General features: G+C 63.5%; 20 protein-coding genes and 3 tRNA genes. 4 read left to right on the top strand and 19 right to left on the bottom strand.

All coding sequences use genetic code 11. The annotated features are described in order from the left end of the window. Together ccmI and OQE62_RS13070 are read right to left on the bottom strand one after the other, a co-directional pair. Positions 1 to 810, bottom strand: an 810-nt coding sequence (gene ccmI, locus OQE62_RS13065; RefSeq protein ID WP_265722488.1) for a c-type cytochrome biogenesis protein CcmI, incomplete at its 3' end; no start/stop codon positions are given. Between the two features lie 4 nt (positions 811 to 814). Continuing rightward, positions 815 to 1,345 (bottom strand): cytochrome c-type biogenesis protein, encoded by a 531-nt coding sequence (locus tag OQE62_RS13070; protein ID WP_265722489.1) that lies wholly within the window; start codon positions 1,343 to 1,345, stop codon positions 815 to 817. Positions 1,346 to 1,524: 179 nt separating this feature from the next. Here OQE62_RS13070 and OQE62_RS13075 point away from each other — a divergent pair. Together OQE62_RS13075 and OQE62_RS13080 are read left to right on the top strand one after the other, a co-directional pair. Continuing rightward, a tRNA-Val gene (locus OQE62_RS13075) sits at positions 1,525 to 1,600 on the top strand. A 47-nt stretch (positions 1,601 to 1,647) separates the two neighbouring features. Further along, positions 1,648 to 1,724: transfer RNA gene (locus OQE62_RS13080), tRNA-Asp, on the top strand. 171 nt (positions 1,725 to 1,895) lie between these two features. Here OQE62_RS13080 and OQE62_RS13085 read toward each other — a convergent pair. From OQE62_RS13085 to ccmA, 11 genes are all read right to left on the bottom strand, one after another. Further along, the gene (locus OQE62_RS13085) at positions 1,896 to 3,512 is read right to left on the bottom strand and encodes a glycosyl hydrolase family 18 protein (RefSeq protein ID WP_265722490.1); all 1,617 of its coding nucleotides are present in this window, start codon (positions 3,510 to 3,512) and stop codon (positions 1,896 to 1,898) included. Positions 3,513 to 3,746: 234 nt separating this feature from the next. Continuing rightward, entirely contained in the window at positions 3,747 to 5,264 is a 1,518-nt protein-coding gene (locus OQE62_RS13090) for a BCCT family transporter (RefSeq protein ID WP_322746578.1), read from the bottom strand. Positions 5,265 to 5,269: 5 nt separating this feature from the next. Next, entirely contained in the window at positions 5,270 to 5,743 is a 474-nt protein-coding gene (locus tag OQE62_RS13095) for a hypothetical protein (RefSeq protein WP_265722491.1), read from the bottom strand. Positions 5,744 to 5,933: 190 nt separating this feature from the next. Then, positions 5,934 to 6,536 carry an IMPACT family protein gene (locus OQE62_RS13100; RefSeq protein WP_265722492.1) on the bottom strand — a complete coding sequence of 201 codons (603 nt, stop codon included), beginning with the start codon at positions 6,534 to 6,536 and terminating at the stop codon, positions 5,934 to 5,936. Further along, positions 6,499 to 7,083, bottom strand: a complete 585-nt coding sequence (locus OQE62_RS13105; RefSeq protein ID WP_265722493.1) for a DsbE family thiol:disulfide interchange protein — start codon at positions 7,081 to 7,083, stop codon at positions 6,499 to 6,501. Before OQE62_RS13105 ends, OQE62_RS13100 begins: the two co-directional genes overlap by 38 nt. A 179-nt stretch (positions 7,084 to 7,262) precedes the next feature. Continuing rightward, positions 7,263 to 9,248 (bottom strand): heme lyase CcmF/NrfE family subunit, encoded by a 1,986-nt coding sequence (locus OQE62_RS13110; RefSeq protein ID WP_265722494.1) that lies wholly within the window; start codon positions 9,246 to 9,248, stop codon positions 7,263 to 7,265. Continuing rightward, the gene (ccmE, locus tag OQE62_RS13115; RefSeq protein WP_265722495.1) at positions 9,245 to 9,694 is read right to left on the bottom strand and encodes a cytochrome c maturation protein CcmE; all 450 of its coding nucleotides are present in this window, start codon (positions 9,692 to 9,694) and stop codon (positions 9,245 to 9,247) included. The genes OQE62_RS13110 and ccmE overlap by 4 nt, the downstream gene beginning before the upstream one ends. Before the next feature lie 71 nt (positions 9,695 to 9,765). Continuing rightward, the gene (gene ccmD / locus OQE62_RS13120) at positions 9,766 to 9,987 is read right to left on the bottom strand and encodes a heme exporter protein CcmD (RefSeq protein WP_265722496.1); all 222 of its coding nucleotides are present in this window, start codon (positions 9,985 to 9,987) and stop codon (positions 9,766 to 9,768) included. 11 nt (positions 9,988 to 9,998) lie between these two features. Beyond that, a complete protein-coding gene (locus OQE62_RS13125; protein ID WP_265722497.1) occupies positions 9,999 to 10,757 on the bottom strand; it encodes a heme ABC transporter permease in 759 nt (252 codons plus the stop codon). Positions 10,758 to 10,769: 12 nt separating this feature from the next. After that, the gene (gene ccmB / locus OQE62_RS13130; protein WP_265722498.1) at positions 10,770 to 11,465 is read right to left on the bottom strand and encodes a heme exporter protein CcmB; all 696 of its coding nucleotides are present in this window, start codon (positions 11,463 to 11,465) and stop codon (positions 10,770 to 10,772) included. Next, on the bottom strand, positions 11,452 to 12,126 hold the full coding sequence (ccmA, locus tag OQE62_RS13135; protein WP_265722499.1) for a cytochrome c biogenesis heme-transporting ATPase CcmA: 675 nt from the start codon (positions 12,124 to 12,126) through the stop codon (positions 11,452 to 11,454). Before ccmA ends, ccmB begins: the two co-directional genes overlap by 14 nt. Positions 12,127 to 12,382: 256 nt before the next feature. On the opposite strand from ccmA, the gene OQE62_RS13140 reads away from it, so the two are divergent. Then, on the top strand, positions 12,383 to 13,090 hold the full coding sequence (locus OQE62_RS13140) for a 2OG-Fe(II) oxygenase family protein (protein WP_265722500.1): 708 nt from the start codon (positions 12,383 to 12,385) through the stop codon (positions 13,088 to 13,090). A gap of 18 nt (positions 13,091 to 13,108) precedes the next feature. Here OQE62_RS13140 and OQE62_RS13145 read toward each other — a convergent pair whose 3' ends face one another. Genes OQE62_RS13145 through OQE62_RS13155 form a run of 3 tightly spaced genes read right to left on the bottom strand, consistent with a single transcriptional unit; the run spans position 13,109 to position 15,580 of the window. Beyond that, on the bottom strand, positions 13,109 to 14,851 hold the full coding sequence (locus OQE62_RS13145) for an ATP-binding SpoIIE family protein phosphatase (RefSeq protein WP_265722501.1): 1,743 nt from the start codon (positions 14,849 to 14,851) through the stop codon (positions 13,109 to 13,111). Further along, positions 14,851 to 15,297 (bottom strand): STAS domain-containing protein, encoded by a 447-nt coding sequence (locus OQE62_RS13150; RefSeq protein WP_322746575.1) that lies wholly within the window; start codon positions 15,295 to 15,297, stop codon positions 14,851 to 14,853. Before OQE62_RS13150 ends, OQE62_RS13145 begins: the two co-directional genes overlap by 1 nt. A gap of 49 nt (positions 15,298 to 15,346) precedes the next feature. Continuing rightward, complete coding sequence (locus tag OQE62_RS13155; protein ID WP_265722503.1) at positions 15,347 to 15,580, bottom strand: PA3496 family putative envelope integrity protein; 234 nt, start codon at positions 15,578 to 15,580, stop codon at positions 15,347 to 15,349. 364 nt (positions 15,581 to 15,944) lie between these two features. On the opposite strand from OQE62_RS13155, the gene OQE62_RS13160 reads away from it, so the two are divergent. Continuing rightward, positions 15,945 to 16,020, top strand: a tRNA-Arg gene (locus OQE62_RS13160). A 383-nt stretch (positions 16,021 to 16,403) separates the two neighbouring features. Here the strand turns inward: OQE62_RS13160 and OQE62_RS13165 are convergent. From OQE62_RS13165 to OQE62_RS13175, 3 genes are all read right to left on the bottom strand, one after another. After that, on the bottom strand, positions 16,404 to 16,697 hold the full coding sequence (locus OQE62_RS13165) for a mechanosensitive ion channel domain-containing protein (protein ID WP_265722504.1): 294 nt from the start codon (positions 16,695 to 16,697) through the stop codon (positions 16,404 to 16,406). Positions 16,698 to 16,709: 12 nt separating this feature from the next. After that, positions 16,710 to 17,366, bottom strand: a complete 657-nt coding sequence (locus tag OQE62_RS13170) for a hypothetical protein (RefSeq protein ID WP_265722505.1) — start codon at positions 17,364 to 17,366, stop codon at positions 16,710 to 16,712. A gap of 642 nt (positions 17,367 to 18,008) precedes the next feature. Continuing rightward, the gene (locus OQE62_RS13175) at positions 18,009 to 19,037 is read right to left on the bottom strand and encodes an isoaspartyl peptidase/L-asparaginase family protein (RefSeq protein ID WP_265722506.1); all 1,029 of its coding nucleotides are present in this window, start codon (positions 19,035 to 19,037) and stop codon (positions 18,009 to 18,011) included. Positions 19,038 to 19,169 lie beyond the last annotated feature (132 nt).

The raw sequence follows: 19,169 nt of genomic DNA on the forward strand, positions 1-19,169 counted from the left end.
CAGCGCCTGCGCCGCGGCGGAGCCCGGCGACAGCTGGTCCAGCGCGCGCTGCCAGTAATCCCGTGCGGCGCGGTGCTCGCCGCGCTCGAAGGCGGCGATGCCGGCCAGGCCCAGTGCCGTGCCGTTCTCCGGCTGCGCCTGCAGCACCCGATCCACCAGGCCGCTGATTTCGGCGTCCATCTTCGAACCGCGGGCGAAGAACATCGCCTGCGCCAGTTCCGCCCGGACGCCGGCGGCCTCGGGTTCGCGCTCCGCCACATAGCGGTAGGCATCCACGGCGCCCTGCATATCGCCGCTGACCATCAGGCGCTGGGCCAGCGCGTAGCGGCTGGTGAGATCGTCGGGATGATTTTCACTGTGCTTTTTCAGCGCGCGGGTAATCCGCGTTTCGGTAGCCGCATCGGTGACGCCCTGCCGGCTGGCGGCGATATCCCGGTAGAGCGCCAGGTCGTCGTAGTGGCCGGTGCCAAAATAGAGCCCCAGTGCCGCCAGCGGCAGCAGCAGCGCCACGGCCAGCAGCAGTCCGCGACCGCGCCGCGCCGGCGCGGCGGTTTCGCCCGAGGCCTCGGCGGCCAGCAGGTTGCGCGCCATTTCCGCCTCCAGTTCGGCGTACTGGCTATCGTCCAGTGCGCCGCTCTCCCGCGCGGCCTTCAGTTCTGACTGCTGTTCGCGGTAGAGATTCGCCAGCACATCGCGCTTGCTACCGGCGGTCGCGGCGCTGTCGGCGCCGGCACCGCGCAGCGTCGGCCACAGGAGTACGAATACCAGCGTCAGTATCAGCAGGGCCAGCCCCATCCAGAGTTCAGTCATGGTGTTATTTCTCTATATTCTTGTCACTGCCGCCGAGGCCATCCGCGTCACCGCCCAACAGGCGCTCGAGCCTTCGGCGCTCGTCGTCGGTCAATTCCGTGCTCACATCGCTCTGGCTGGCGCCGGTTCCGCTGCGCGATCGCATCACGATCACGATCAGCGCCAGCAGACCAATGGCAGCGAACACCCCGGGCGCCACCCAGAGTGCGAAGGTATTGCGCTGCAGCGGCGGGCGGTAGAGCACGAAATCCCCGTAGCGGGCCACCATATAGTCGGTGATTTCCACATCGGTGAAGCCCTCCTCCAGCAGCCGCCGGATCTCCCGGCGCAGGTCGCCGGCCACCGGTGAGTCGGAGCCGGCCAGGTTCTGGTTCTGGCACTTGGGGCAGCGCATCTCCTCAATCAACACCCGATAGCGCGCCTCCAGCTCCGGCGTGGACAACGCCTCCACCTCCACAGCCGCTCGCGCCGCCAGGGAGAAGCACAGGACACACAGTGCCGCCGCGGCCAGCGCCGGCCAGTGCGACTGTTTCACAGGGTCTCTCACGATCGTTCTTCCGCCGGAAATTTGCGCGATTATAGCAGCGCCAGGGTTCCCGGACACACCCGGGGTTGCGGACCGACGCACCCGATAACTTGTTGAAAGACAAAAAATTTTTCCCGAAGGCGTTGACGGGGCAAATTTTTTCATTAAGATACGCAGCTCCTGACACGGGGTGGTTAGCTCAGTTGGGAGAGCGACGGCCTTACAAGCCGTAGGTCACAGGTTCGACCCCTGTACCACCCACCACTTCTCCTCACCTGCCCAGCGGGTTGCAACAGGGAAGCGAGGAATGCGGACCGGTAGTTCAGCTGGTTAGAATGCCGGCCTGTCACGCCGGAGGTCGCGGGTTCGAGTCCCGTCCGGTCCGCCATATACGAAGAAGGCCCACACGAAAGTGTGGGCCTTTTTTTGTTCTGGACGGGGCCGAAAAATTGCCGGCAGCCTGCGCAAAATATTTTGCGCTCCCGCTATTACATGCCTGAAAAAACGGCCCGGCGCCAATCGCCCCGGGGCCGCCCGCGGTTTACACAGCATCGCTCATTCAAAGCGCATCGAGAAACGCCCGGTGTTCGCTGGAAAACTCGTAGTTATTGAACTCATCCCAGTTGATCGACCAGGTCATCAGGCCACCGAGCCCGGTCCAGCCGGTATCGGTGTGCGGCGTATAGGTAGTACAGCCCTGCAGCTTCACCAGGCAATTGAGCGCCGCGTGCACATCGCCGACAGGCGTAAAGCCACCACCGGCATTTACATTGGCCGGCAGGCCGATCAGCACCTGGTCCTGCCGCAGCGGCGGGAAGTGGTAGTCGGGGTTGCCGCCGACGTTAAAGCCGGTCAGTACCATATCCGCCATGGCGATATGGAAATCCGCCACGCCCATGGTGTGATACTGGTCGTCCAGCCCGATAATCGCGCCGGAGTTGTAGTGCTGCACCTGCAGCCAATCGAGCTCGTCGCGCATTGCATGGATGACGGGGAGATAGGCACCGGCGCGCCGGTCACAGCCGGAACAGGAGCCGCCGTAAAAACTGTAACCCAGCTGAACGAAGAAGGTCTCCGGGGCCATGGTCAGCATGAAGTCATCGCCGTAGTGTGATGTCAGCGCCTGCAGCGCCTCGATCAGGTGGACGATCACCGGCGTGGTCGGGTTGCGGTAATCCACATCGCCGGCGTCCAGTTCCAGCGAGTGCCCCTCGAAATCCACATCCAGGCCGTCGAAACCGTAGCGGTCGATAATTTCCATCATTGAGCTGACAAAATTATCGCGCGCCGCGGCGGACTCCAGCCGCACCTGTCCGTTGGCACCGCCGATACTGATGATCACCTTCTTGCCGGCGGCCTGCTTTGCCCGGATACCGTCGATAAACGCCTGTTCGTCGAACAGCGGATCGAGGGTAAAGCCGATTTCACCCGGTGCCGCACCGGTCGGCTCGGCGAAAGACACATTGATCGCATCGAAGGCATCCGAAACCTCGGCGATCGGGATAACGCCGGCACCGTTGTCGAAGTTGTGCCAGTAGCCGGAAATGATGCGCTCGCCGTTGCCGCCACTGGAACCGCCGCTCGAGGAACTGCCACTGCTGGAGGAACCGGAACTGCTCGACGAACTGGACGAACTTCCGCAACTGCCCGTGTGCGTCCAGGCCTCCTGCCAGTGATCGCCCTCCCCCGGCGCGTAGGCCCAGGCGGAAGTCGACGAGCACCAGCCGGCGATATCGCAGCGATATTCTTCGCCGAGATTCCGCACCAGGTCGCCGACACCGTAGGCCGTTCCCGCCACATACTGCGGGGCGCTGCAGGACCCGCCCCCGGAGGAACCCGAGGAAGAGCTGGACGAACTGCTGGAGGAGGAACTGCTGGAGGACGACGAATTGCTCGAAGACGAGCTGGACGAAGAGCCACTGTCGTCGCAGGCCCCGAGCTCGGCCCACTCCTGCCACTCCCCCGAGTGCGCTTCGGGGTTCGCGCCCCGGTTCCACCAGTTGGCCGAATAGGCGACTGCGCTGTACCGGACTTCTGCGCCGCCGGAGTAGGCTTCGGCACTGCTCCATTCGGGCAGGCCGGCGCAGTCATAGGCAGCGGCTCCACTGCCTCCCAGGGACAGGAATAGCGCGAACAGAATCCCGCTGTAATCGCGGGCTGTTGAGGCTGAGAACATGGTCGAGTCTCCATTATTGTTTTGGCGAACCTGCACCCGCATCAATTTCCGCTGGCACAGAGCCGATGGCACTCTGGTTGTGACCTGTAGGCAGATTGCGGACGCTCACCCGGAACGGCGAATACGGCTCTGTATCGACAACGCTGTCATCTTTGGCCTGCACTGACAGCGCTGTCAACCCGAAGGTGGATCGATGCGCCAATCGAAACGAACTTTGTCTTCCAGTTCACTTCGTCAAGTCAGTCTTCTCGCCAGCACCAGCAACGAGATCCCGCTTCCCAGGACGATCAGCACACCGGGCAAACCGGCGAGATTCGCCAGCATCTTGATGCCATCGGTCCCCAGGTAGGTGGCACTGCACCAGCCGATAACCCCGATGACGGCCGCCCAGAGCAGCTTGATCACAAACGGCGACCCCATCCGTTCGGCCGTTACCGCTTTCATACAGAGGCCACCGATAGCATCGGTATTCGAATCGGTGGCAGTGATAAAGGAAACAAGACAGGCAAACACAAAAAATACACTGAGTGTCGCGCTGCCGGGCAGGTAACTGAATAACTGGTAGGCCATGGCCGCCAGGCCCTCGCTCTGGTAGGCGGCGAACATACTGCCGTCGCCAACGCTGTCAAAATACAGCGTCGCACCGCCGAAGACCGAAAACCACAACACGCTGAACAATGAGGGCAACAACAGGTTGACCAGGATAAATTGCCGCACCGTATAGCCCCGCGCAATTTTGCCAAGGAAGAGGCACGACAAGGGCGCCCAGGCAAACCAGCTGGCATAGAATGCCGTCGTCCACCAGCCGGACCATCGGCTGCCTTCCGGCTCACTCCACAGCAACTGGCGGGGAAAGAAATCGATCAGGAAGTCGAACAGCGACAGGGCACCGATGCGTACAATAAATGCAGTGGGCCCGACAAGCAGCAGGTAGAACAGCAACAGTACGAACACCATCGTATTGATGCGGGCCAGTAACTGTATCCCCTGGCGCAGGCCACTGGCGGCCGACAGTAACGCCACGGCGACAATAAAGCCTGCAATCGCGGCGTAGATGCCGGGGGATTTCGGCAGCGCAAACAGGAATTGAACACCGTCGCCGATCAATAGCAGTCCCGCACTCAATACGGCGGACATTCCGACAACCACTGCAAAGAGCACCAGCCCATCGATCACCTGCGCCACCGGCTCAGCCAGCCCCCGGCCCAGCAGCGGTCGAAAAAGCGATCCCACGGAAAACTCGCAACCCAGGTTGTAGAACGCCAGCGCAAAAGTCAGGCCGGCGACGGTGTAAATGGCGTAAGGAGCCAGTGTCCAGTGTACGAATACCGTGGACATGGAGAATATCATCGCCGCATCGGTGCCCGGCTCCACACCGCTGAAGTCCGGCGGTTCGCGGAAATGCACCACCGGTTCGGCCACCGCCCAGAACAGGATGCCCATGGCGATCACCGTGGTCAGGGACACCGCAAACCAGCGAAACGGGGAATAGATCCTGGCCGCCTGCCCACCGCCGATACGCATCCTCCCCAGCGGCGAACAGTAGATATAGAGACACAGCCCCAGCAGCGCCACGGCCGAGTATAGAAACAGAGCGGAAAAATGATCGATGATGGCGGCGTTGACGGATGTGGTAATGGCGACAAATCGCTGCTCATCCGCCACCGTCAAGGCCAGCACCAGCAGGATTCCGGCCAGGGCCGGCCAGAAAGTGATATGTTTAAGGTTGGCTAATACGCTGCGAAAAGGAATCTGGGTTACTCTCTTTTCTTCGACTGTTCGGCGGCAACCCGCTCCAGTACCTCCAGCTCTCCCTCTTCAACTCTCGACTGCGCACTGGTCCGGCTGCAAATGCTTGTACTATAGAAGCCCTCATCGTCGGGGCCGTAGAGATACAACAGGTAGGTGTCCCCCTCGTCGAACGACCTGCCGCACATACAACAGGCCGTCGTTATCCTTGTGTAGAACTGCTTACCGTGGCTGCCCTTCCAGGAACGGATTTCACTGAAGTGTGTGATTTCACCCGGGTACCCCTCGGATTCCGGGCGCCCGAAGCGAGAGGGGAGCTGCGCCTCCGATATGGATTCCGCCCGGGCCAGGACCACCGCGGCGGCGCTTTCGACGGAGCTCCGTACCTTTTCCTCCAGTGTTCCCTCCGGAAAGGCACAGGAGCAGGCCAGTACTCCATTGGCAAGCGCCATCAACAGCACCGCCATTACCAGTCTCATCATTCCCCATTTCCCCGAATCAAGGTCCGACAGCACTCCTGTGCGCCGATAACCCCCAATACTACGGTGAAAACACCATCTGCCGCCACAACCGAAGGCATTCTTGCAACAACCCCGACGGGGAAGTTTCGCAGCCTCCTTTTGCAGGCCCGCCGAGCCGGGGCCCGGCGTTTCCGGATAGGGAGGTCAAGGGCTAATCGCCCTGCGCCCGGATTTCGAAACCCTCCGCCGACAACTGTTCTTTCAGCTCCGGCCACTGGTCCCGGGGCAGCTCCAGGCCGATGCTGACCCGGTCGCTGTAGTCGGCATTGCCGCAGGCGCCGCCATACCGACCTGCCAGATAGCGCAGGCGGGACTCCCCGGCGAAGTCGCAGCGGATCTCGACCCGCACCAGGGGTACAAAAGGATTCAGCTCGGCAGACTGCAACGCCGCACCCACGGCGCCGCGGTAGGCGCGCATCAGGCCACCGACACCCAGCTTGGTACCGCCGAAATAGCGGCTGACGACGGCGCCGACATTGCCGACTTCCTGTTTCAACAACAGCTCCAGCATCGGCCGGCCGGCACTGCCGCCGGGTTCGCCGTCGTCATCGGATTGCATGGTGTCGGGGTTGGCGGGATTGCCGATGACCAGCGCGGTGCAGTGGTGGCTGGCGTCCGGGTAGCGGGCGCGCATCGCCTCCAGCGCGCGCTGGAAAGTCGCCTTGTCCTGCACCGGCCCCAGCCAGCAGATAAAGCGGCTTTTCTTTTCCTCGATCTCACTGACAACGGGAAATGAGGGAATCCGATAGCTCACCGGCAAACTCGTCCCAGGGTTGTTGTTGCAGTTTCCGATAGAGTGGCTGCAGCTTGGTCTGCCAGATCCGATCGTCCACCACCCCCACATGCTTGCAGCGGATGGTGCCGTCGGCATCGACGAGGAAGGTTTCCGGCGCACCGAAAACCCCCAGGTCCAGTGCCAGCTTGCCCTCTCTATCGGCAATGCTGAACAGATAGGGGTTGTGGAATTTCTCCAGCCATTGCCGCGCCTCGGTGTCGTCGTCCTTCAGGTTGACGCCGACAATGGGCACGCCCGTTTCCGCCAGCTTGTTCAGGTAGGGATGCTCCACGCGGCAGGCGATGCACCAGGTGGCCCAGACATTCAGCAACAGCGGCTTGTCCGGCAGGTCCGCGCGGCTCAACACACCGCCGCCGTCGGCCACGTCCGGCAGGGAAAATTCCGGCACCGGCTTGTTCAGCAGCGCGGACGGCATCTCCTGCGGATCCAGTGACAGGCCCCGCCAGAAAAGCAGCGCCAGCGCAGCGAAGATGATCAGCGGCAAAAACAGTTTCAGTCTGGCCATTGCGAAAACTCCCTAGTGGTTCGTGCGGTAAATTCGGTGACTCTAGCTCACAGCCACAGGTTCCAGGGCAAGGCGAAAAAGCGCAGGACTAGCAGCGCTAATTCAAGCTTTTTCAACGCAGCACTGGGACCTGTGGCGAAGAGATAGTGTTACAGAATTTACCGCATGGACCACTAGTCTCAGACACCCGCCGGAACCGCGTCCGCCCCGGCGCCGCGCGCGGCCCGGGCCCTGCGGTAGCGCTTGTCCGCCACGGCGATACCGCCGCCGATGGCCATCAGCAGTGCACCCAGCCAGATCCAGACCACAAACGCCTTGTACTGCAGGCGCACGGCCCAGTCGCCGTCGGGATTCGACTCGTCCAGCGGCTCGCCCAGGGCCACGTAGATGTCCCTAAACAGGCCGGAGTCGATGGCCGCCTCGGTCATGGTATTGCCGCCGGAGAAATAATTCCGCTTCTGTGGGTACAGTTCGGCCACCGGGCTGCCGTCGCGGCTGACATGGAGCACGCCCTCGGAGGCGCGGAAATTCGGCCCACGGGCGATGCGCACACCGTCGAAGCGGAAATCGTAGCCGGCCACCGAATGGGTGCTGCCCGGAGACATGCGCACGTCTTCGTCCACGCTGTAGACAGTGGTCAGCGCCACACCCAGCACGGATACCGCCAGGCCGATATGGGCCAGGTGCATGCCGTAGTAACTGGCCCGCTGGCGCCCGAGACCGGCGGCGAAGGATTTGGCGTTGCGCGTCCTGGCGACGATATCGGCCACACTGGACGCCACGACCCAGAGCCCCGCGAACAGGCCCAGTGCGGCCCCCCAATGGAATCCGCCCAGCGCAAACGGCAGCGCCAGGGCGCCGATGACGGCAATGGCCAGCGGCAGGCGCCAGGCGCCGAGCAGTTTATCCCAGTGGCTGTCTTTCCAGTTGGCGTGAATACCCAGCCCCAGCAGCAGGGCCAGTGCCGTCATCAGCGGCACGAAGAACAGATTGAAAAACGGCGGGCCCACGCTGAGCTTGCCCCAGTTCAACGCGTCCGCCAGCAGTGGGTAGAGGGTGCCGGTCAGCACCACCGCCATCATCAATATCAACAGGACATTGTTGCCCAGCAGGAAGGTCTCGCGCGAGCGGAAGGAAAAGACACTGCCGGCACTGACCGACGGTGCGCGCAGCGCGAACAGCAACAGCGACAGGCCGATCACCACCGCCAGGAACGCCAGGATGAAACTCCCGCGCAGCGGATCCGTGGCGAAAGCGTGCACCGAAGTCAGTACCCCGGAACGGACCAGGAAGGTACCCAGCAGGCTGAGGCTGAAGGAGAAGATCGCCAGCAGGATGGTCCAGCTCTTGAACAGGCCCCGCTTTTCGGTGACCGCCAGCGAGTGCAACAGCGCCGTGCCCACCAGCCAGGGCATAAAGGAAGCGTTTTCCACCGGATCCCAGAACCACCAGCCACCCCAGCCCAGTTCGTAGTAGGCCCACCAACTGCCCAGCGCGATACCCAGCCCCAGGAAAGACCAGGCCACCGCAGTCCAGGGGCGCGCCCAACGGGCCCAGGCGCTGTCGAGCTGCCCACCCAGCAGCGCCGCAATCGCGAAGGCGAAAGCCACGGAAAATCCCACATACCCCATGTACAACAGCGGCGGGTGAATGATCATACCCGGATCCTGCAACAGCGGATTCAGGTCGTTGCCGTCCATGGGCGGGAACGGCAGGGTTCGGTCGAACGGATTGGAGGTGAGCAGGATAAACAGGAAAAAGCCCACCAGCACCATACCCAGCACCGACAGTACCCTGGCCATAAGCTCGTCCGGCAGTTGCCGGCTGAAAAGCGCCACCGCGGCCGCCCAGCCCGCCTGTATCAGCAGCCACAGCAAAATCGAGCCCTCGTGGCCACCCCAGACGGCGGTGAGCTTGTAGTGCAGCGGCAGGATGCTGTTGGAATTCTGCGCTACATAGTTGACGCTGAAGTCGCTCTGCGCGAAGGCTACTGCCAGGCAGGCGAAGGCGACAGCGGTAAACACCATCACCCCCAACGCCAGCGGCCGCCCGGCGGCCATCCACAGCGGTCGCGCCGTGTAACTGCCGACCATGGGGATCGACGCCAGCGCAATGGACAACAACAGGCCCACGATCAGGGCAAAGTGGCCGAATTCCGGTGTCATATCCCAGCTCCGTCCCCGCAGTTCGCATTGGCGCCCATTGACTCGGCGACTTCCGGCGGCGTGTAGTTTTCATCGTGCTTGGCCAGCACCTGGTCGGCGTGCAGGGTGCCGTCGCGCTGCAGGGTACCGGTGACCACCGCGGCCTCCCCTTCCGCAAACAGGTCCGGCAGTATCCTGTCGAACACCACCTTCACATCCGCCTCGCCGTCGGTGATTGCAAAGCGCACATCCAGGGTGTCGTCGGCGCGCACCACACTGTCCGGTACTACACAGCCGCCGGCGCGAATACGCTGCCCGAAGGGCACATCACCGGCGGCGAAAGCGCTGGGCGCATAGAAATAATTCATATTGTTGCGCATCGCATAGGTGACGAAACCCGCCGCCGCGCTGGACAGCGCGACCAGGACGATCACCAGGATCAGGCGTTGCTTGCGTACTGGGTGCATTGTTTTCGTTGTGCTCCGGATAATTCCATCGGTCACCTCTCCCGGTGGGAGAGGGGGTGTTGTTTTCAAGCTTACGCAGGTTCGGCCACCCGCTTCCTTTTTTCCGCGGACCGGCGGCGCTGCTGAATACGCTGCTGGCGTTTCAGCGCCGCCTGCAACCGGCGCCGGCGCAATACCGGCTGGATCACCAGGCCCGCCAGGGCCAGCAACGTCACGCCGTAGGCGATCCAGACATAGGGACCGTGGCCGTTCATGGCGAGAAAATCGGCGAGGCCGGCAAACTGGAATTCCATCGACTCGCCTCCTATCTGTCCGCCGCCGGCGTCCTATCCGCCAGCGCCTGCTGCGCCCAGTTTGTGCGCCACTCGCGCTGCAACACCAGGTTGCGCGTATGCAGCAGCAGCGCCCAGGCGTAGAAACAGTAAAAACCGATAATCATCGTCAGCAACGGATAAAACATACTCGGATCGATGCTGCTGGATTCGGTCAGTTTGATGGTGGCCGGCTGGTGCAGCGTGAACCACCAATCCACGGATTTGTAGATGATGGGGATATTCACCGTGCCCACCAGGGCCAGGATCGCACAGGCCTTGTCCGCCACCTGCTCGCGGGCAAAGGCGCGGGACAGCGCGATAACGCCAATATACAGGAACAGCAGAATCAGCATGGAAGTGATGCGCGCATCCCAGACCCAGTAGGTCCCCCAGGTGGGCTTGCCCCAGACGGCGCCGGTAAACAGGGAGATGAAGGTCAGCACCGCGCCGATGAGCGCCGCCGCGCGCATCACCAGGTAGGAGAGCTTCATTTTCCAGATCAGGCCGATGGCGCCGCTGATGGCCATGATGTAGTAGCCCGCCAGGGCGAGAAACGCGGCCGGCACGTGGATATAGATGATGCGGTAGCTGTCGCCCTGCTTGGCGTCCTGCGGTGCAAAGCCCAGCCCCCAGAGGGAACCCGCCGATAGCAACAGCCCGCTTGCAATCGCCAGCCACGGCAGCCAGGCGCCGGTTTTCCAGTAAAACCAGCGCGGCGAACCCAAGCGGTGAAACCATTGCCAGGCCAAGGGAAACCTCCGTCAAGAATCGGTGCTGATGCGGATTGCGCCCGCAGCAGCGAGCGGCGCCAGTGCCGCGGCGACCGCCAGCAGCGCGGCGAGCACCGCCAGTTGTACGTTGTAGGCGTAGCCGTCGAGGGCCGCCTGGACTGCGCCGGTGCCGAAGATTAACACGGGCACATACAGCGGCATAACGATCAGCGCCAGCAACAGGCCGGCGCGGCGCAGGGAAACCGTCAGAGCCGCGCCCACGGCGCCGATCAGGCTCAGGCAGGCGGTGCCCAGCAACAGGGAAACAAACAGGCAGAAATAGCCCGCGGCGGGCAGGTTCAGCATCAACCCCAGCAGCGGCGACAGCAGCGCCAACGGCAGGCCGGTCACCAGCCAGTGCACCGCCACCTTGGCCAGCACGGCAAAATACAGCGGCCGGGGCGACAGCGTCAGCTGCTCCAGGGAGCCGTCCTCGAAATCGCTGCGGAACAGGCTCTCCTGGGACAACATGCTCGCCAGCAGCGCCACCACCCAGATCATGCCCGGCGCCATGCGGGCCAGCAGCGCCGGCTCCGGTCCCACCCCCAGCGGCAACAGAGCCAGCACGGTGACAAAAAACAGCAGCGGATTGGCGATATCCGCGCCGCGGCGCAGGGCCAGCAACAGCTCCACCCGCAGCAGTGCGGAGAGCCCCGGGCCGGCGGCGAGACGATCAACTGAAGACACTGTCACCTCCCGCACCGATTTCCCCGGGGATCGCTGCGCAATCCGACAGGTTCAGCCGCTGCAGTTGTGCCAGCGCCAACGGCTGGTGGGAAGTAAAAAGGATACTGCCACCGCGATCGATGTGATCGGCCATGCGCGCTTCCAGGCCGGCGACGCCGGCCACATCCAGCGCCGCCAGCGGCTCGTCGAGAATCCACAGCGGCGCCGCATCCGGCAGGTAGAGACGCGCCAACGCCACGCGGCGGTTCTGGCCCGCGGACAACTGCTGGCAGAGACTGTCTTCAAAGCCGAACAGGTCCACCTGCTCCAGAGCCCACAGGGCATCGTCTTCCGCCGCGCCGTACCAGGACAGGTTCTCCAGCGGCGTCAGGCCGCGGCGCACACCCGCCTGGTGGCCGATATAGAGCAGCGATTCGCGCAGCGCCGGCAGCGCCCGGGGCAGCGGCCTGCCATTCCACAGGATCTCGCCGCCGAAGTCGCCGGCGCTGCCGATCAGGGTCCGCAGCAGCGTCGTCTTGCCGGCGCCGTTGGCGCCGGCGAGCTGCAGGGCGCCGCCGGCGGCCAGCTCGAAAGACAGGCCCGCAAACAGGCGCCGCCCGTCCCGCTCGCAGGACAGGTCGCGCACGGACAGCCGGTGTCGGGATGTCGGGAATTCGGGCATGGCGCGCCGCTGCTGATGAAAAACTGACCGGCATTATACCGGGACTGGCGGGAATTGCATTGGATTCGGCGTGGCGCCGGCGACCGTTCGTCCTCACCGGAAGCGGACCCGCCGCCTTGGCCACCCCACCCGCCTCTGCTATCTTGCCCCCCCCATCGATGCGCGGGGCGCCGGTATTGCCCCGCTCCCGGCGATTCGCCGCATCGATGGGCTTTTCCCGATTTTCCCCGGATACGAAGACAAGGGTCACGCAACAATGACAACCGCCACTGCCGATGCCTCCAGCTGGCTGCAAACCGACTCACCGGCCTATCGCGACGCGCTGGTCCGCTCGGAACCGTTTTCTTTCATGGTCGCCAGGGACATGCTGCCCCGGGACATCATGCCGGCACTGCTGGATGACTTCCCCCGGCTCAGGGGCGCCGGCTACCTGCCCTACGAAGCGGACCAGTGCGGCAACAGTGTCAACGCCCTGATCGATCGACTGGTGGCCCCTGATTTTGCCAATGCCCTGGGGGAAAACCTCGGTATCGACAACATGGGCCAGTACCCCACCTACGTCTCCATTTCCCGCTCGCTGAAAAAGCGCCACGGCAATATCCACACCGACGGCAAATCCAAGATCGCCACCGCGCTGCTCTATCTGAACGGCGACTGGGCCGAGACCGGCAGCGGCTGCCTGCGGTTCCTGAACCGCATCGACGATTACGAAGATACCGTGATACCGGAAATCCCGCCGGTGTACGGCACCCTGGTGGCTTTCAGGCGCGCGGACAACTCCTTTCACGGCCACCTGCCGTTCCAGGGCGAACGCCGGGTGATCCAGGTGGCCTGGCTGGTCAGCGCCGAGGACAAGGCGCGCAAATCCAGGCGCGGCCGCCTGTCCTACAAGCTCAAGAAACTGCAGAACTGGCTGAAGGGCAAAACCGGCGATCGGCCCGGCAGTGCCGCAACGGGCCAGTGATCCCCACCTGAAGCCGGCTCAAATCGCCAGCTTGCGCAATCGGCGCGAGCGACTGGCCACCTGCCCCCAGTCGAGCACCGCGCGCACGCGGCTGCTGCCGGGCTTCACCTGCAGCCTGCGGCAGATGGCCCGCAACAACCGCAGGCCGCGGCCGGAGTAGCTATTGCCGCGTCCCGCATTCCCCTCCGGCAGGCCTGGGCCACTGTCCTCGACGATCACTTCCAGCAGGCCCCTGCCACTGCGATCGCGGCAGCGCAGGGCGATGCGGATCCAGCCCCCGCTCAGGCGTCGCCGGCCACTGTCGAGCTGCCGGTAGTATTCGGCAAAGCCGCGATCCGTCCGCTTGAGAGCGCTGTCCAGACGCAACAGTCCGTGCTCCAGCGCGTTGCGGAACAGCTCCCCGAGCACAATGGCGAGCGAATCCTGGAAGTTGGCGGCGCCCGGCACCTGGGCCAGCACACTGTGCAGCAGCGGCAGCGGATCGGCGTCGCGCAGCTCTTCCGGGCCCAGGGTGAAATTGATCGACCAGTTGCCCAGCCGGCCGATCTCCAGATCCGGCTCGGAGCCCATCTCGGATCCCGTTGTCGACCGCGGCACCACGTCCGCCAGGGCCACCTCCACCAGCGACAGGTCGTCGTGCTGCTCCGCACCGAAATGGTTGACCGCCGCCAGGATATGCTCAAAGCGCCGCCCTTCCACCATGGGTGCAGACACCGCATCCAGCAGGCGCTGCTCACCGAACATCTCGCCCTTCAGGTTGCGCGCTTCGTGAATGCCATCGCTCCACAGGTACAGGTAGTCGCCGGTCTCCAGGGGAAAGTGGATCACCGCCTCGTCCACCTCTGTCTCCGCCAGCACCCCCAGGGGCAGATGCCGGGATTCCAGCATGCGCAGATTGCCGGATCCGCAGCGCAGGCAAGCGCTGGGCATACCGCCGTTGAACAGGCGCCCGTACTGCTTGTGCGGATCCAGTTCCAGCATCACCGCGCAGCAGAACATATTGCCCGGCAGCACCCGGTGCAGCTTGGCGTTGAGTTCGCGCAGGATATGGCAGAGGGAAAAGCCCTTGGGCACCATGGAATAGAAAATGGAAGTCAGCGGCACCGCCCCCACCGCCGCCGCCAGGCCGTGCCCGGTAAAGTCGCCCAGCAGCATCATCAGCTTGCCGCCCGGCGCGTAGGCCGCCGCCAGCACGTCGCCGTTCAGCACCGCGCGCGGCGACAGGTGGTAGCGGATGGCCCGGGTCTGGTCGAGGCAGCTCTCCCGTCCCATATTGCTGAAAATCTGCCGCGCGCTGGCCTGTTCCTGGAGGAGATCCGCATGGTGCTGGCGCATGCGATTGCGCTGCGCCAGCAGCGAGCGGTTGAAATCGCAGAACCGCTGTAGCGCGGCGAGCTTCAACTGCACCAGGTTGGGGTTGTAGGGCCGCACCAGGATATCGTCGCAGCCGGTCTGCAGGCAGGCGGAACCGAGGGTTTCCCGCTCGGATTTCACAAACAGGATCGGGACCGGCTCGGGGCCGGCCCGGGTGCGCAGCAACTGCAGGTCTTCCGGCGTGGCCCGCGGCGCTGCGGCGGGGCCGTAGATCACCAGATCGGGCCGGAATTGCGGGCAGTTGTCCAGGGCACTGTGGCTGTCGGCGAGCACACTGGTTTCGATCGCGCCAATGCCCCGGGCGCAGCCGTCCAGCAATTCCCGCAACCGCACCGCCTCGTCGCGGTCCGCTTCAATGACCAGTATCCGGAAGGCATCTGCGACCATCAGCGCAGCGTGAAGATCTTGTCAAAGTTGGAGACCAGCAGAATCTTCTCCACATGGTCGTTGGCGTTCAGCAATTCCACCCTGCACTGCCCCTCGTCTTCTTCGCCGCCGAGGCAGTGATCGCGCAGCAGCAACAGCATGCCCAGCGCGGCGCTGTCGAGGTGCTGGGTTTCGGAGAGATCGATTCGGTATCGCTTGGGAGCCGGGGAGAGATTCTGGTAGGCGCGCTGGAATTCGCGGTGCATGTTGAAATCAAAATTTCCACACACGCGAATAGTCAGCGCTTCACCTCCTTTCGATAGCTCGGAGCTGACCCTGGCTCCCGACCGTGCTGAGACCACCATTGCGAAATTCCTTTTCCTTTCCCGGGTATCTCCGGCCCGGATATTACACCGGGCTTCAGGCAAACCATAAAAGGTTTGCCCCACCGGGTAAAGGCCGGCCATCCGGGACCACCCAGAACGCAGAAAGGCGCCGCTTGCGGCGCCTTTCCAGCTACAGGTCGAAGTCGTAATCCATCAGCTCGCGGCGCAGCCGCATTTCCTCCAGCTTGTCCTCCACCATCCGGCGGGCATCGCGGGGCGGTTGCGACGTGGCTTGTTTGAGCACCTCTGTGGCTACCTGGGGGATGTCTTCATTTTCGAAATCATTGATGTTGACGTTGCCGCTCATACGAAACTCCAGAATCTCGATCTGCGAGCGCAGAAACACCTTGTTTTTGTTTTGCAATCGCAGATTAGCCAGCTCGACAGATCCCGGTCAAGCGGAAATTTTCCGCCGGAAACAAGATTTTTTTGCGCCGTTGCCCGGGCCGCTGCAGGCGGGAAAAACTTGCTCCCGATACCGGGAAAGTGGCGCCAAAATAACGACAGTTCGTGACGAAATTGCGACAGATTCTCGACAGTCAGATGAAGGGGAGAACGCGTAGCGGAGGGTAACGATCGGGGCCATTCTGTTACCCCCAGTGACATCGGGCCGGAGCAGCCGGGGAGAGGGCCGAGGGGAGCGAGATTTCACTGCCCCATGACAGCGGCGCAGACAGCCGTTAGAATAGCCGCCTTCGCGACCGGCACCCCGCGCCGGTGCGGCTTCCGTCCCCGTCGGTTAACAGGATAAACCACGGACCTCCTAAGTCCGGACTGCAGGTTCGAGTCCTGCCGGGGGCGCCAATTCCCGGAGGCAGTATTGAGCCCGAGTGACCACCGCCCGGTCCGCTGCCGCCCCATAGACGCAGGACTATTCCGGCCCATCAGCAAGCTGATGGGCGCCGGTGCGACCGCAAAGCTCCGCTTTGCAAGCGGTCGCCCCGGCCCTGCCGGGGGCGCCAATTCCTGGAGGCAGCATTGAGCCCGAGTGACCACCGCCCGGTCCGCTGTCGCCCCATAAACGCAGGACTGTTCCGGCCCATCAGCAAGCTGATGGGCGCCGGTGCGACCGCAAAGCTCCGCTTTGCAAATGGCCGCCCCGGCCCTGCCGGGGGGGCCAATTCCTGGAGGCAGCATTGAGCCCGAGTGACCCCCGCCCGGACCGCTGTCGCCCCATAGACGCAGGACTATTCCGACTGCGGCAAGCTGATGGGCACCGGTTTGTCGCCGAACAGATTCAGGCTGCCCATAAAATGCTCGATCGAACTCTGCGCCGCCAGCGCTACGGCCACGCCGCCGACACCGAAGCCGACAATCAGGCTGAACAGCGGCGCCCCCAGGCGGCTGCTGAGCAGGAAGACGATGGTGATGATGCCCACCACGCCGACGGTGCGGGCGACGAAGCGCAGCAAGTGCGCATTCAGGCTCTCACTTTGCACCCGGGACGAGTGGATGTAGCTCTCGGCCAGCGCCTGTGGCACCAGCCATACCAACTAGTGTGGTGTAAGGGTCAGGCCCTGGACCACCCGGCCGGTGATGGTCAGTTGCTGATCGATAAAGTTCGCCAGCGGCGAGGCGAACAGCAGCAACACCGGGACCGCGAAACGCGCCAGCTGGCTTGGAATGCCACCGCGCACCCGCCTGGCCCGCCGATGGACGGCCACCACCAACGCGGCAGTTGCCAGCAGCGTGGCGATCATCATCAGCCACTTCCACACCGCCTGTTTCAGCAGCTGTCGCTTCAGCCAGCCCGGCAGCGACTGCACCAGGTCCGACGACACCAGCCAACCGCCCTTGCTCAGGTACCGTCGCATCTCAGCGTAGTGCTTCAACGGTACATCGTGCCGATACGGCAAATGCTGCACCCGCTGGTAGAACTCCCCCGCGCGCGCCACGGTGTCGGCGGAAAAGATGAACTGTCCCGCCTGCGGGCCTTCCGCCACGCGCTCCAGGGTGATTTCGGTATGGGGAATGGTCCAACTGATCGAGCGGACCGGCTCCGGTTTCTCGGGCACCGGCACCTGCGGCAGAACTTTCGGGCGCTTCCGGTCTGTCTTCCCGTCTGGAACCGCCACTCCCACCGTCAACTGGTCGACAGCCTCAGCGCCGGGAATCTCCTCCTCCGGCGGCAACTCTATGCGCGCGAGCACCTCGTACAGATGGACCAGCGCGTCTGTGCCGGAATCGGCGCGGGATGCGGGGGAACCTCACTGAGGTCGAGCATCCGCAGCAGCACTGCCTCCCGCTGCCGAATCTGCTCGGCCAGCTCCTGCTGGAATCGTGCCAGTACTCGCCACCGAGCATGGCGGCGATACCGTCCGCCCTCTGCATAAACGATTGCAGTGTCGCGCGCGGGCTGGAGAGATCCGCCGGACTGAGCGGATGCTTTTCCTCTGGCGACACATCGGCCACTACCGGCGCCACCAGCAGGCACAGGCAGAACATCCATTTTCCCGGCGTCGAGCTCCACATATCGACCTCTGACACAGACTTCCCGTAGCCAATAAAATAGCTGAAGCTGTATACAGAGGGGCTGTGCTACGGCGGGGAGGATCGCCGGAGAGGAGCTTGGAGCGGGTAATTAAGCCAGTGCGATGTACATCAACAGCACTGCCATCAACCCCACCAGCAGTACACCACCCCAGAAATACCGCACTTCACGTTCTATCTGGCGCTGATTCTTTCTCTTTTTCTTTGCCATAACTTTCGATACCGACTTTCCGACAACGGGTCAATCAGTACAGAAATTAGCACAGGCGGCGCCGGGCGCAAACCGCGCCCGGCCGCGGCTCCTACTCTTCCTTGAAAATGGCGATTTCCGCCGGCTGCACACTGCTGCGGCTGGCCCGGTACATGCCCCTGGTATTGAACGGCATGGCGATATTGCCGGCGGGGTCCAGGGCAATCACGCCGCCGGTGCCACCCGCCGGCAACAGCACCTGGTTAATCACTTCTCCGGCCGCCTCGGCCAGCGTCTCCCCCCTGTACCGCACCCGCGCACAGATATCCGCGGCCACGGTGTAACGGATAAAGTACTCGCCGTGTCCGGTCGCGGAAACGGCGCAGGAATTATTGTCGGCAAAAGTGCCGGAACCGATCACCGGCGAATCGCCGATACGGCCATAGCGCTTGGCTGTCATGCCACCGGTAGAGGTACCGGCGGCAATATTGCCCCGCTTATCGAGCGCTACGGCACCGACGGTACCCATCCTGTACGGTGTCGGCAGCGCCTCTACGGCCGCTTGATGATTCCCTCCCTCGCGGCTCTCCCGCTCCAGCTTCTCCTTAGCCTTCTGCAGCTGTTTCAGGCGGTGCTCCGTATCGAACAGGGCGTTGTCCACCAGCGGCATACCCTGCGATCGGGCAAAGGTTTCGGCGCCCTCCCCCGACAGCATCACGAAGGGGGACTTCTCCATCACCATCCGCGCCAGCGCGATGGGGCTCTCTATCCGGCGCACCCCGGCCACGGCACCGGCCTGGCGGGTCTCGCCGTCCATAATCGAGGCGTCCAGTTCGTGGCGGCCCTCGTAGGTGTAGACGGCCCCCCTGCCGGCATTGAACAGCGGCGAGCTCTCGAGCACCCGGATCGCCGCGATCACCGCATCGGTGCTGGCACCGCCCTTTTCCAGCACCGCATAGCCGGTGTCCAGTGCCTCGCCGAGCTTGCCGCGATAGGCCTTTTCCCGCTCCGGGGTCATTTTGCTCTTCTCGATGGTGCCGGCACCGCCGTGTATGGCGATGGCAATGGGCGCTTCATCGGCCCGCAGCGAGGGGCTGGCGACAACGGCCAGCAGTGCGATCAGGGGTAGCATTTTTTTCATCGGTATTGACTGCCGCTTTGTTGCTTTCTCGATTCGGGATTGAAACACGCTGCCCCTGTTGGGGAAAGGGTCCGGACAAGGGACATCCGTATCACGCAGAGGTGGATCGGTCCGGATATTTCCCATCGCCTA

This window comes from Microbulbifer halophilus, from assembly GCF_026183675.1.
Lineage (GTDB): Bacteria > Pseudomonadota > Gammaproteobacteria > Pseudomonadales > Cellvibrionaceae > Microbulbifer > Microbulbifer halophilus.

Coding starts and splice junctions, on each gene's coding strand:
- OQE62_RS13085 (WP_265722490.1), bottom strand. CDS start 3,512: ATGTTCTCAGCCTCAACAGCCCGCGATTACAGCGGGATTCTGTTCGCG.
- OQE62_RS13095 (WP_265722491.1), bottom strand. CDS start 5,743: ATGATGAGACTGGTAATGGCGGTGCTGTTGATGGCGCTTGCCAATGGA.
- OQE62_RS13105 (WP_265722493.1), bottom strand. CDS start 7,083: ATGGCCAGACTGAAACTGTTTTTGCCGCTGATCATCTTCGCTGCGCTG.
- OQE62_RS13110 (WP_265722494.1), bottom strand. CDS start 9,248: ATGACACCGGAATTCGGCCACTTTGCCCTGATCGTGGGCCTGTTGTTG.
- ccmE (WP_265722495.1), bottom strand. CDS start 9,694: ATGCACCCAGTACGCAAGCAACGCCTGATCCTGGTGATCGTCCTGGTC.
- ccmD (WP_265722496.1), bottom strand. CDS start 9,987: ATGGAATTCCAGTTTGCCGGCCTCGCCGATTTTCTCGCCATGAACGGC.
- ccmA (WP_265722499.1), bottom strand. CDS start 12,126: ATGCCCGAATTCCCGACATCCCGACACCGGCTGTCCGTGCGCGACCTG.
- OQE62_RS13140 (WP_265722500.1), top strand. CDS start 12,383: ATGACAACCGCCACTGCCGATGCCTCCAGCTGGCTGCAAACCGACTCA.
- OQE62_RS13145 (WP_265722501.1), bottom strand. CDS start 14,851: ATGGTCGCAGATGCCTTCCGGATACTGGTCATTGAAGCGGACCGCGAC.
- OQE62_RS13150 (WP_322746575.1), bottom strand. CDS start 15,297: ATGGCCGGCCTTTACCCGGTGGGGCAAACCTTTTATGGTTTGCCTGAA.
- OQE62_RS13175 (WP_265722506.1), bottom strand. CDS start 19,037: ATGAAAAAAATGCTACCCCTGATCGCACTGCTGGCCGTTGTCGCCAGC.